This window comes from Psychrobacter sp. T6-5, assembly GCF_052258485.2.
Classification (GTDB): domain Bacteria; phylum Pseudomonadota; class Gammaproteobacteria; order Pseudomonadales; family Moraxellaceae; genus Psychrobacter.
In genome coordinates, this window is record NZ_JBQQEY020000001.1 from 668980 (window position 1) to 681864 (window position 12885).

Genomic DNA, 12885 nt, shown 5'->3' on the forward strand with positions numbered 1-12885 from the left:
AAGGAACACCATGAACCATCTTACCGTCGGACAACGCGCGCCTTTAAGCAACCTTGCTATCAACGATACCGCACCCATCACGCTCAAGTTCACTCGCCAAAGCCCGATAGAGATGGACATCAGCTGCTTTGCCTTAGACGCAGCGGGCAAACTGATCAATGATGATTACATGGTGTTTTATAATCAGCCAACCTCACCGTGCGGGCAAATCAAGCTCACCCATTACGAGTCGCAGCCAACGGTGAGTAAAGGCATCCAAGCCGAGTTTGACGTTCATTTATCCAAACTGCCAGATAATGTCGACAGCTTGTTTTTTGTGTTATCAGCCGATACCCCGCTCAATCAAATTCAATCGTTAGAGATTGGCATTTGGCAGCAATCGCAAAAAGCGCAAGCAGAGTATCAAGCCGCCGACTTTGCCCAGCAGCAAGCCAGTATGCTGATGCAGCTTTATCGTAAGGGTGGCGTTTGGCGAGTATCTAACGTCGCGCAAGGCTTTAATGGTGGACTTGCCGCCATTGTGCAGCACTTCGGTGGCGATGTAGAAGAGGGCAGCTCGCAAACAGCAGACGTAACGGCAACGCCAGTTCAAACAAAACCATCGCTAGAAAAAGTTATGCTAGACAAAGCACCAAAACTGGTCAATCTGGCCAAAAAAGCCACGATATCGCTTGAGAAACGCCAACTACAACAATTAACCGCAAAGGTAGCGTTGGTGCTAGATGCTTCAGGCTCAATGAACAGACAGTACAAAAAAGGCCGCGTGCAAGAGGTAGTCAATCGCATATTGCCATTGGCAGTGAACTTCGATGACGACCAAGCGTTAGACTGTTGGGCGTTTGCCCGAGATCCGCAGTATTTGGGCGAGATTGGGCTGAGCAACTATGACGGTTTCATTGACAATGCTCATGGCGGCTGGCGCAAATGGGCACTTGGTCCGCGTATCAACAACGAAGCAGAGGTCATGAAAGCCGTGACGGATTTTTATCAAAAGGACGGCTTAGATGTGCCTGTCTACGTGCTATTTATCAGTGATGGCGGGGTAAATGACAATCGTGGTATCACCAGAGTCATGACGGAAGCGGCGAAACTGCCGATATTTTGGCAGTTTGTGGGCTTGGGTGGTCGTGGTTATGGCATCCTAAAAAAACTAGACGACATGACAGGGCGCGTGATTGATAATTGCGACTTTTTTGAATTAGATGATTTGGATGATATCAGCGAAGAAGCCTTATATGAGAACATGCTAGAAGAGTTTCCAATGTGGCTAGAAGAAGCCAAGCAGCTTGGTATCGTGCAGCAATAGTCCTATTATTCTATTATTACCAAATAAAAAAACCGCCACAGGGACACTATGGCGGTTTTTTATTATTCAAAATATCTTAACTTCTAAAATGTCTATAGCGCCCACAGCGACTGATATTGCTCATCCGTCAGCGTCACGATATCGATCTCGGCTAGCATCTCGCGCAGTGCTTGCCATTTATTTGCGTCAGGTGTGATTGGCGTGATCAATCTGCCCAACGTATTATCAATGATAGCATCCATCAGCGCATCGGCATCGGTCTTACTGTAGTTGTAATACATATGGTGGGCAGTCTCTGGATCATTTTTACACAGCTCTGTCATCTGATTGGTCACTTGGATAAAGGTATCTATCGCGTCTTTTTTTGCGCTATAGATCTCATCCGTCGTGAGAATCTCTAACGCCGAAAAGTTCGGATAAGGTGACAGATGCTGATCGATAAACGTAAAGTCCAATCCTTCATGAGTTGCCTCAACACCCTCAAAATTATAAAAGCACAGCCATGCGCCATCGAGGCTTGGGTCTTCTTGCAGGTTTTTTACATGGTAAAAGTCTTTTTGCACAAAGGTCACATTATCATGGCTGATGCTAAAGCCATTCTTCTTGGCATAGCGAGCCAATATCTCAAAGCCAATACGATTGGTCTTTTCTTCAGCGGCAGGGGTACAGATGCGAATCGGCTGATTGTTTTTTAACTTATCCATACTGGACTGCTGCATCAATATGCCGCCGTCGGTCTCAAAAAAGCAGCCCAGCGCACGCAGGTTAGGCGCGTAATGCTCAAATAAATGAATTGGCTCATTCACATGCAGATCGATACTTTGATTCTGTAATTCAGCAAAGCCATCATAGTGGTCATTAGGCTCAATGATAGTGATATCTAGCCCTGCTTGCTCATACGCGCCCGTGGTCACACCAGCGATAAAGGGCAGGTGATCAGGGTTCAAGAACCATTCGAGAGTGAGGGTCAGTTTGGTGGTCGACTGCATGGTTGTTTCCTTTTTGGGTATGGAAAACAATCAGACTGATGCTGTTTAAATAAAACAAAAAAGGCAAAACAAGAAAGGTAAAATCCTGAGATTAGATGCGCCATCATAAGCACACATCACCAAAAGATTTATTAAAACGTGTCACGCTTGTTTCCTACGTCAGTGCTAACTGCTTCAGGTTCACGGGTCTATCTCAGCGATGACGTCGGCTGTGTTTACAGCGTCAAATCAAAGCACCCCGACAAGATTGAGTGGTGTTACATTATTTTTGATCAGTACTACTATTTTTGATCGGTACTGCTAACGGCTATTATCGATAGTTACTACCAAATAGCTACTGCCTCATCATAGACGACCTATGAGCGGTAATGCAAGGTGTTGGATTGGATCATAAGTTGGTATGCTTTGTGCAGTTGTTATATGTTATACCTTTGATAAGCGATCGAAAATCTTGGCAAAAAAAGGTATTATTAGTAAACTTAAGTCCAATATAACAATAAAGTTTGTCTGTCTTTGTTATTACAGATAGAAATGCTCTGTCATCTATACGTGAGACCTAATGAGTTAAGCTATGAGTAAAGTCTATCATTATACGAGTACTGCTGGATTTTTGGGTATAGTCAACGACTCAAGTATATGGGCGACCAATATCTTTTTTCTGAATGATTATCAAGAAATGAAAAAAGGTATTGATTACGTCAGAAACAATCTAAAAGACGAAAAGTTATTTCCCTCTATGTCGCAGGACTATCAAAAAATCATCGAAAAACTACAGGATATATTTGACGATCACTATGAGCTAAGTCCTAATAGTGAAATATCGCTCACCAACTATCTACTAGAGATGCTGGTGGTACTCAGTCAGCAGTTTTATGTCGCATCTTTCACTCATAACAAAGACTATCTGCGGCAATGGACCTCTTATTGCGAGCACAATGACGGTATCTGCATAGAGTTTGATGAGCACCTACTGTCAGATAGCTTTAAATTCAATAAATTTAATAGGCACTCACAAGCGCATCATCGATTTGACAGTATCATTTATAGTTACTCCAATAGCATAAAAAAGTATTTTGATAAGCATAAACTAAGAGAGGTTTTTTTAAGTAGAAAACAGGCATTGGTCAATAATGTAAGAAGTATCAGAGAGCATAGCGCTGTCAGAAAAACCAGTGCAGAATATAGATACAGCGCGACGGCCGATTTATTATTTTCATCGATACTCGAAGCGTTGACTGAGTTTGCACTGATAAAGAATCCAGAATTCTCTGATGAAAAAGAAAAAAGACTGATACTGACGGTCATCAATAAGCATGATAAGTCGATTGAATTTCGGTCGAAATCAGGCGTGATTATTCCGTATATACCCGTTCATATAGATTTGAAAAGCATTACTAGAGTTATTCTCTCGCCGACAGATGACGCCATGCTCAGAAGAAAGGGAATAGAGATATTGAGGGGTCGCTATAAATTGGATTTTGAAATATGCGAATCGGACTGCCAAATCAGAAAGATATGAGGGATCAACGCCTTATTGATAAGGTTTTATAAATGAGACATTGGAACGCTAAAATAAGCTTATGACAGCACTTACCTGATCACTAATCAAATATACTGATCGATAGCAAAAAGCCTATATAAATAGTCTTGTGCAATCTTTAATGGTATTGCATTCTTGGTTACTTATACAAGTAGCCAAGCATACGCATTCAATGGCTAATCAAACCATTTACTATACCGTCCAATGACATCATTTATATGACCCATAATAAAAAAACGTTTTATCATAGGCCCAAGACCAATCAATCCAGAAGTCCGATGATACGCTGGACCTTTGTGACGCTTGGCTGGGTATTTTTTATTTTAGGTATTATTGGGATATTACTGCCCGTCATGCCGACTGCGCCTTTTATACTACTAGCGGCAGGCTGCTGGGCGCGCAGCTCTAAGCGGTTTCATTTTTGGCTTATCAATCACAAATACTTTGGAAAATTCGTCCGCGATTGGGAAAACAATCATGCCGTGCCGCTGTATGCCAAGGTTTTGGCAACGGTCATGATGGCCGCGTCAACTATTATGTTGTTTTATCGTTTATCTGCCGATATGATGTGGGTGGCATGGCTGGTAGCCGTTGTTTGTAGTGGAGTAGCGATATATTTGTTCCGCTTGCCAAATGCCTAAAATGGTTGCAATTTGAGCCAAATCCACTCAATAAACCACGTTGGTTACACGAAACATGAGATAAGGCTTGCGATACTAGGATGTACCCCTTATAATACGCCCAAGCTTAAGAGCAGTTCTGCACCAAATCATTACCTCGTAGTATTAGTTATAATCCTTCGTTTTAATATTTATCGTTCAGTAGCTATTTGCAAGCGTTACCGGTCACTAGACCATTAATAAATTTAAAAGTAGGATTATACTATGTCAGACGTTCAAAAAGGTACAGTTAAGTGGTTCAACGAAGCTAAAGGCTTTGGTTTTATCGCTCCAGAAACTGGCGCAGACGTTTTTGCTCATTACAGCGAAATCACTGGTTCAGGTTTCAAAACTTTGGCTGAAGGCCAAGAAGTTGAGTTCACTGTAACTCAAGGCCAAAAAGGCCCACAAGCACATAACATCGTTGCTATCTAATTTGTCTTTATAGACAGATAGATGAAAAGATGTAGAAAAACGAGCCTTTGGGTTCGTTTTTTTTCGTCTGTCGTTAGGTGTTGAATGAAACGACAGATGCAAAAATGCCTCCGACTATATGGATAGTTAGAGGCATTTTTGTATTGGGTGCTGATGTAAGTAAATAAGCGTAATCAATCGGCTTATCATATAAAGCTAATACCGATATTGATCAGACCACCGCCCAGTATTAACCAGCCAAACATCACCGCTCCTAAAATCAAAGGTTTAACGCCCGCTTGCTTAATCGCGCTTAGATGAGTAGTCAGACCTAGCGCAAACATCGCCATTGTCAGCAATATATCATCTAGCATAATCATGCTATGCTCGATAGTTTTAGACATCGGTATCCAAGTATGCAGAAATACAATACCGATAAAAATAAACGCAAACCATGGCACTTTGACTTGTTTGACGCGGGTCATAAATGACGCTGTCTCGTTTTTACTGCCCTCATCTTCTATAGCGGCATTATCTACGGTGCGATCTTTGGTTAGCGCAAACGATAATACGAGCAAGAAAGGCGCGAGCATCATAACGCGTATCATTTTGGTCACGACCGCCGTATCGCCAATCTCAGTATTGATTGCATTGCCTGCGACCACGACTTGCGCCACCTCATGTACAGTTGAGCCCGTGTACATGCCGTACTGCTGGGCACTGAGCCAAGGCTGTAACCAACCAAGCTGATATAAAAAAGGGTAGAGTAGCATCGCGATAGTACCAAATACCACGACCGTTGCCACAGCGATGGTAACTTTGTGGGCTTGCGCGTTGACCACTGGCTCTGCGGCGATGACGGCGGCAGCACCGCAAATACTTGCGCCCGAGCCGATGAGTATGACGGTTTCTTTATCGACTTTTAACCATCTAGTACCTAACCAATAGGTCAGCAGAAAGGTCGACGTCAGTACGAGCGCATCAGTTATAATCGCTGGCATACCGACGCTCGCCACTTGCATCATAGTCAGCTTAAACCCATAAAACATAATGGCAAGCCGTAAGATCTGACCCTTGGCAAAGCAAACACCGCCATTTAAACGTTCAGTGAATTTGGGATAAATGGTATTACCCAATATCATACCCAGCAAGATCGCGAGCGTTAAAGAGGATAAGCCAACGATACGCCCGTTTGACCACACATCCAAACTCGTGTTTAACCATAAGCAAAACAAACCACCGATCAGAACTATCGCCAATCCCGCCAAGTGGCGTTGACTTGGAATGTAGTTACTCACTGAGCGACTGACTGATTTGGCTAGTGTATGCATAAGGGGCATATCCTATTGCTGATATTAAAATAAGCATAAGCTTATGAATAGACAGTATATGCCCTCTACATTTATAATAAAAACAGATTAATAAGATATAAACTATCGATTTTTTAGGTTAACAATCATTGTGATAGTCTATGCTCAAAGCATTAATATCGGTTAGAGACAAGTCTATTTGATAGAGCAGGTTAAAAAACTGACATAAGGCACCATCGATAACATGAAAAAATCTGTACAGACATTGCCAAAGATTACACTCAAGCAGCTCGCTGTTTTTGTCAGTATTTATCAGACAGGTAGCACCAGCCGCGCCAGTAAGGAGTTGCATTTGTCACAGTCGGCGGTCAGTAGTGCGCTGACAGAGCTTGAGTCTAGATTACAGATGCCGTTGTTTGAGCGCGTCGGTCGCAGGCTTAATCAGCATCCCAATGCACATCCTATCTATGTACAAGCTCAGGCTATCTTGGGGCAATCGCTCACGCTTGAACATTATCACCAATATCAGGCGGGGCAGATACATATCGGTGCAAGCACCACGATTGGTAATTACGTACTGCCATCATTGCTTTGCAAGTTATATAAGGCGCTACCAGATGCCAATGTCGATATGTATATTGCTAATACTCAGGAGGTGGTGAGTGAGGTTGAGCAACTAAATATCGATATCGCGCTAGTAGAAGGAATGCCGCGTCCAATAGATATGAAAGCCATTGAGCAGCACAAATGGCGCACGGATACGTTGATGATATTTGCCAAACGTGATAGTAAATGGCTAAAGAACGTCGCTATCTATAGCGAAGATGAGAACTGCTATCAGCTGACTATTAATCAGTTAGCGCAGTTGCCGCTACTTGTACGTGAGGCAGGGTCGGGCACACGGCAGATTATCGATGAGCAGCTGCTAAAGTATTTGCCCAATGCAGAAGTGGTAAAGGCCATACACCAATCAGAAGCCATCAAGCATATGGTGAGTGCAGATATTGGTCTTGGTTGTCTATCACAGCACGTGATTGAGACAGAATTGGCTACTGGGGAGCTGGTGCAAGTAAGCGTTGCAGGTATTGATCTGTCGCGGACATGGTGGCTGGTCTGGCACAAAGCCCGTCATCAAAGCCCCATTTGGCAAACCTTTATAGATATTATCCAACAAGATTAACTGAGACAATGTCAAAATATGAGAAATAAAAAAGCGCCGTATCAATCATGATAGGGCGCTTTTTGTTAACTGATAATTCCATATAGCCAAAGCAAATTACTACGTCGAAACCGGTTTATCCAGTCTCACCACAAAGCTATCGCAAGGCACGTTAGGCAAGATATTATCTGCTGTTGCGCCACTGATCCATGCGGCAATACCCGTGCGCTTATGGCGACCGATTACCAACAGATCGACGTCGTGTTTATGACAGTAGCTGACAATACCTTCACTGCTAGAGATAGCGGTAGTGACTTCTGACGTTGCCGCGTTTAGCTGGTTGCGTTCAAGGAATTGCGCCAGTTTTGCCCGTGCTTCTTGGCAGCGTTCGTCGTCAATTTCATCATAAAGACTTGACGCAGGAACCAGCTCGTAGCCGAAGCCCACCATGGTATCTTTGACAATATGTAGTACAGACAACTTAGAACCAGGACGGTTTTCAACGATGCGCTTGGCCTTTTGCGCGACGATATCCGCATCAGAGAGTAAGTCGGTGACCAGTAAAATATGTTCGTAACTCATAACGTCTTCCTCATGTCAGATAGTATTTACTATAGCACTACTATAGAGCGCTGTTAAGTAATGCTTGTCTATCTTTACGACATAGACTTTGATATAGAATAAAACTCTAGTGCAGCGCTAACAAATAACAGGTTAACTCGAATGCTGGGCCAGACCGCTTATTCTGATACTGGCTCATCAAGCTTGACGACTAGGCTGTCGCAAGGGACGTTTGGCAAGATACTATCGGCAGTTGCACCGACTAGCCAAGCAGCGATACCGTGACGTTCATGACGCCCAATAATGAGTAAGTCAACCTTTTTTTCATGACAGTAGTCAACAATGCCTTTACTATTAGAAATAGCAGCTGTCACCTCAGAGTTGACTGCTTCTAGCTCGTTACGCTCCAGAAACTGCGCCAGCTTAGCACGTGCTTTTTGCCATTTTTCATTATGGACATCGCCTGATAGGCTAGAGGAAGGTACTAATTCATACCCGAAGCGCACCATATCGTCTTCCACAATATGCAGGACAGACAATCTGGCCTCAGGAGAGCCTGCGAGTATACGTTTGGTTTTTAGAGCAACCTTGTCCGCATCGGATAATAGGTCAGTAACCAGTAAAATATGTTGGTAGCTCATGAGGTGCTCCTATTAGTAGTGAACTTCATGGTAGCAGTGCAAAGGGTCTCTGTTAAGCGATATGACCATCATTTGAATGTGGCTTTTGTTGGAATTATGTTTGGTGATCAAAATATCAAAGTTGACTACGCTATAGAGTATTGCCTGATTGCTGACTTGACTTATCAACGACCAAACCCCACTAATAGCGCTAAGCCAATTCTTTTTTAGCCAATATAGTCACTATAAATACCTGCATAATTGAGTTCAAAAGCCAATATCGGGTTTTAGCATTCAGTTTTTTCAGAAATTGTAAGTCAAAATGTTTTAATAGCCATTTTTACGACTGATAGTTCAATAACTTTTACCACTCTATTTACCCTGATAGTCAGGGCACACGATACGCATTGTAAGCGATAAGGATAACTATGACTGATACCCCATTTACTGCTGATCTCACGTTGCATCCAGCATTTGAGCTGCTTGAGCATCGCCATATTGAGGCGCTATCGATGGATGTGCTGATCAGTCAGCATGTGAAGACAGGCGCGATGCATTATCATTTAGCGCACCCGAGTGATGAAAATGCGTTTTTGGTAGGTTTTCGCACCCAGCCGATGGATTCAAAAGGTGAGGCGCATATTTTAGAGCATGTAGCATTGTGTGGCTCTAAAAAATTCCCAGTACGTGATCCGTTCTTTTCAATGATCAAACGTTCATTGAACACGTTTATGAATGCAATGACCGCAGCAGATTGGACGGCGTATCCGTATGCCACGCAGAACAAAAATGACTATTTTAATTTGCTCTCAGTGTACCTTGATGCCTCGTTTTTCCCCAATATTCATCCGCTTGATTTTGCGCAAGAAGGCATCCGCGTAGAGCTGGACGAAAACGATAAGCCACAGTTTAAAGGTATCGTCTTTAACGAGATGAAAGGCGCCATGAGTGGCGAGATCGACCAGCTCTATCACACAGTTGCGCATCACCTATTCCCAACGACGACTTATCACTATAATTCAGGTGGCGATCCTGCCCAGATTCCTGACCTGACGCATACCGAGCTGACGGCCTTTCACGAGAGTCATTACCACCCCTCAAACAGTGTCATCATGAGCTTTGGTAATATTCCTGTTGCCGAGACACAGGCCAAAATACATGAAGATGCCTTAATTCAGTTTGAAGCAGGTAAAAAACACGTGTCGCGCCCAGAGCAGCGTTTGTCTGCGCCCATCAGTGCAGTCGATACGTATACGGCTGATGAAGCAGGTCCCGATCAGACCCATCACGTGGTGGCTTGGTTGCTGCCAGCGATTACCGATCCTAAGCAGCGTTTGGCATTACGTTTGCTAGAAGGGGTGCTGGTTGAGCACTCAGGCTCACCATTGCGTGCTTATCTTGACAGTCACCCACTGGGTAAAGCGCCAAGCCCACTATTGGGACTGGATGACAGCCATTACGAAATGGTCTTTTATACAGGTCTGCGTGGCTCCAATCCAGAGCATGCCGAGGCGGTAGAGCAGGGCATTATTGATCTACTGACTGAGGTGGCAAACTCGCCAGTTGATGATGAAACGATCGAAACCATTCTACATCAGATTGAAATTGATCAGCGTCATATCGGCGGTGATAGTATTCCTTATGGTCTAAACCTGATGTTAGAAGGCTTTAGTACCGCTATTCATGATGGTAACCCTATCGATGTGTGGGAAGTAGATGAGCATCTACAGTGGTTGCGCGAGCAAGTGGTCGATCCGCAGTGGCTACCGAACTTGATCAAAACGCATTTATTGGATAATCAGCACCGTGTGCGCGTGACAATGACGCCAGATAGCGAAAAATCAGCGCGCCAAGCGGCAGCGGAGCAAGTACGTCTAGATACCATTGAGATGGATCTGACTGCTGATGACAAAGACATCTTGCACAAGCAAGCACTAGATTTGGCCGCACGCCAAGCAGCGCCTGATGATTTGAGCTTATTGCCAAAGGTAGGTCTAGAAGACGTACCAACAGATATTAGCTTCAAAGAAGGTGTGCAGAAACAAGTACGTTTAAGCGGGCAAGATAGTACGCTATTTGAGTACGAAGCAGGTACTAACGGTATTTATTACTATCAGGTGATTGTACCGCTCACTGAAGCCATTGGTAACGGCAACGCAGATGAGCTACCAGTGAATGATGTGATCAATCATCCACTCTTGCCTATCTATCTGAGCTTGCTGTCTGAGCTGGGTACAGACTCGCTCAGCGCTCATGAGATGCAGGCCAAGCAAGCAGCGCATTCTTCGGGTGTGACCGCGCGTATCAGTCAGCGTACCCATGTGGATGATAGTCAATCGATTAGCAGCTACTTTGTCGTGGCAACGCGTGCGCTCAACCGCAAGCCTGAAGCGATTGATTTGCTCAAAGAAGTGATGGAACACAGTATCTTTACTGAGCATGATCGTATTAAAGAAATCTTGCAGCAGCGTCAAGCCAGCTGGCAGTCCAATTTGGCAGGTTCTGGTCACTCATATGCGATGCAAACGGCCAGCCGCGGTATGAGTCGTCAAGCGCAGCTAGAATATGTACGTAGCGGTTTACCAGCACTAAATGTACTCAAAGCATTCTTGGGTCATGCCAGTACCGATGATGCACAGTGGGATCAATTAGCGACCAGTTTGATGGACTTGCATCAACGTTTAATCAGCTTACCTAAGCATGCCGTCATCATTTGTGAATCAGAGCAAACGGAACGCTTGAGTGGCCTGATCGTCGATAGTTGGAAAGACAATCAAGCAGCAACCTCTGCTGAAAAAGTAACCAATACTGAAGCAAATATCCCTAGCGAATTTGCAAATCTACATCTAGATAGCGCGCTAAATGGGGAAAAAGACGCGGTCAAAGCATTAGAAAGTGGGGTTGCACTTGATGTTGCAGATCTAGCATGGTTAGTACCGACCAACGTTTATCATAATGCCAGCGCTTATACCGTACCAGCGGCTGACCATCCTGATACTGCCGCATTAATGGTATTAGCGCCTTACCTACGTAATGGCTACTTGCACAGTGCCATTCGTGAGCGCGGCGGTGCCTATGGCGGCGGTGCTGGTTATGACGCCAATGCTTGTGCGTTTAAGTTCTTTAGTTACCGCGACCCGCAGTGCGCTGAAACCTTTGAGCATTTTGAGGCCAGTATCGAGTGGATCTTAAACGAGCCACAAACCGATGAGCAATTAGAAGAAGCCATTTTAGGTATTATTTCAGGCATGGATAAACCGGGCTCGCCTGCAGGGGAGGCGATTAAGGCGTGCTTTGCCGACTTGCATCATCGCGGTGCTGACTGGCAACGTAAAATGCGCGCCGCTATCCTAGCCGTGACTATCGATGACTTGCAGCGCGTTGCTAAGCAATATCTACAAGGTCAAAACCATGTACGTGCCGTATTAGCACCTTATGATAAAGAAGAGACGGTGAAAGGTCTTGGTTTTGAAGTATGTAGAATTAAGAGCTAAGACAATTAGGTTTGTTCTTGATTAAAAGTTAAATATAAAAAGCCAAGCATGATGCTTGGCTTTTTTGTATGTAGTATTTGCTTAGTACCTTTTGATACTCAAATCTTTACCGATTTTGTCTTGATGGATCGGGAATTCTGACAACTCGTTGTACTGCTTACGATCAGCAAAATAGTTTTTTAAGGTAAGGCGAATGGCTTCAAAGGCGAGCGTATCCCATGGAATATCGTCTTCGCTAAACAGCGCACAATCAAGGCTTTCTGAGCCAATACCGTAAGCACCATCTTTTAGATCGGCTAGATAGATAGAGTAGATCTGCCCAATATCTGGTAGGTCATAAATGCAGTATAGATGCGGATTCAGTACGATGGCATCAGCTTCTTCGTAGCTCTCGCGTGCGGCGCCTTCAGCCATGGTTTCGCCGTTTTCCATAAAACCTGCAGGTATCGTCCATAGCCCATATTGCGGCTCGATCGCCCGGCGGCACAGTAGCACTCTGTCTTCGTGTACGACTAGCGAACCACAGATAACCTTTGGGTTTTCGTAGTGGATATAGTGACAATTGGGGCACACCAAGCGCGGCATATTATCTGTAGGTGGGATTTTTCGTTCTGCTTTATGACCGCATTGGAGACAATAGCTCATACCAACTACCTTTATTAGTAAATATTGTGTGTCCACTTATCTTAAAAGTTTTTTTGCCGTTCTGATGTTTGCTTTTGTATACAGCAGCGATAGTGACAAATACTTTTGAGGGTATCCTTTTACTTTTAATGAGAAAAGCTATTTTATTTAATTTTTATGGTTACAACGAAAACGCTCTGAAAGCACAT

At 44.1% G+C, this 12885-nt stretch carries 11 protein-coding genes; 6 read left to right on the forward strand and 5 right to left on the reverse strand.

The genetic code is table 11. From position 1 onward, the window contains the following. The first annotated feature begins 10 nt into the window (after window positions 1-10). Complete coding sequence (locus ACTXGK_RS17485) at window positions 11-1306, forward strand: VWA domain-containing protein (RefSeq protein ID WP_443515954.1); 1296 nt, start codon at window positions 11-13, stop codon at window positions 1304-1306. A gap of 92 nt (window positions 1307-1398) precedes the next feature. Here the strand turns inward: ACTXGK_RS17485 and ACTXGK_RS17490 are convergent, their stop codons facing one another. Next, a complete protein-coding gene (locus ACTXGK_RS17490; RefSeq protein WP_443515952.1) occupies window positions 1399-2295 on the reverse strand; it encodes an ABC transporter substrate-binding protein in 897 nt (298 codons plus the stop codon). Window positions 2296-2866: 571 nt separating this feature from the next. Here ACTXGK_RS17490 and ACTXGK_RS17495 point away from each other — a divergent pair. The 3 genes from ACTXGK_RS17495 (at window position 2867) to ACTXGK_RS17505 (ending at window position 4929) form a co-directional block, all read left to right on the forward strand. After that, window positions 2867-3814, forward strand: a complete 948-nt coding sequence (locus ACTXGK_RS17495) for a DUF2971 domain-containing protein (RefSeq protein ID WP_443515950.1) — start codon at window positions 2867-2869, stop codon at window positions 3812-3814. Window positions 3815-4053: 239 nt separating this feature from the next. Beyond that, a complete protein-coding gene (locus ACTXGK_RS17500) occupies window positions 4054-4476 on the forward strand; it encodes a YbaN family protein (RefSeq protein WP_443515948.1) in 423 nt (140 codons plus the stop codon). A gap of 243 nt (window positions 4477-4719) precedes the next feature. Further along, window positions 4720-4929, forward strand: coding sequence for a cold-shock protein (locus ACTXGK_RS17505; protein WP_045453470.1), 210 nt, complete (start codon window positions 4720-4722; stop codon window positions 4927-4929). A gap of 185 nt (window positions 4930-5114) precedes the next feature. Here the strand turns inward: ACTXGK_RS17505 and ACTXGK_RS17510 are convergent, their stop codons facing one another. Further along, the gene (locus ACTXGK_RS17510) at window positions 5115-6239 is read right to left on the reverse strand and encodes a YeiH family protein (RefSeq protein ID WP_443515946.1); all 1125 of its coding nucleotides are present in this window, start codon (window positions 6237-6239) and stop codon (window positions 5115-5117) included. A gap of 223 nt (window positions 6240-6462) precedes the next feature. Between ACTXGK_RS17510 and ACTXGK_RS17515 the strand changes: the two genes are divergently transcribed. Continuing rightward, the gene (locus ACTXGK_RS17515; RefSeq protein ID WP_443515945.1) at window positions 6463-7398 is read left to right on the forward strand and encodes a LysR substrate-binding domain-containing protein; all 936 of its coding nucleotides are present in this window, start codon (window positions 6463-6465) and stop codon (window positions 7396-7398) included. Window positions 7399-7497: 99 nt separating this feature from the next. Here ACTXGK_RS17515 and ACTXGK_RS17520 read toward each other — a convergent pair whose 3' ends face one another. Together ACTXGK_RS17520 and ACTXGK_RS17525 are read right to left on the reverse strand one after the other, a co-directional pair. Next, window positions 7498-7959, reverse strand: coding sequence for a universal stress protein (locus ACTXGK_RS17520; protein ID WP_058025444.1), 462 nt, complete (start codon window positions 7957-7959; stop codon window positions 7498-7500). A 158-nt stretch (window positions 7960-8117) separates the two neighbouring features. Further along, window positions 8118-8579: a universal stress protein gene (locus ACTXGK_RS17525; RefSeq protein ID WP_201602938.1), complete on the reverse strand. Its 462-nt coding sequence runs from the start codon at window positions 8577-8579 to the stop codon at window positions 8118-8120. Window positions 8580-8986: 407 nt separating this feature from the next. Between ACTXGK_RS17525 and ACTXGK_RS17530 the strand changes: the two genes are divergently transcribed. Then, window positions 8987-12052 (forward strand): insulinase family protein, encoded by a 3066-nt coding sequence (locus ACTXGK_RS17530; protein WP_443515943.1) that lies wholly within the window; start codon window positions 8987-8989, stop codon window positions 12050-12052. An 81-nt stretch (window positions 12053-12133) separates the two neighbouring features. Here the strand turns inward: ACTXGK_RS17530 and ACTXGK_RS17535 are convergent, their stop codons facing one another. Then, entirely contained in the window at window positions 12134-12697 is a 564-nt protein-coding gene (locus ACTXGK_RS17535) for an NUDIX hydrolase (RefSeq protein WP_443515941.1), read from the reverse strand. Window positions 12698-12885: the final 188 nt, after the last annotated feature.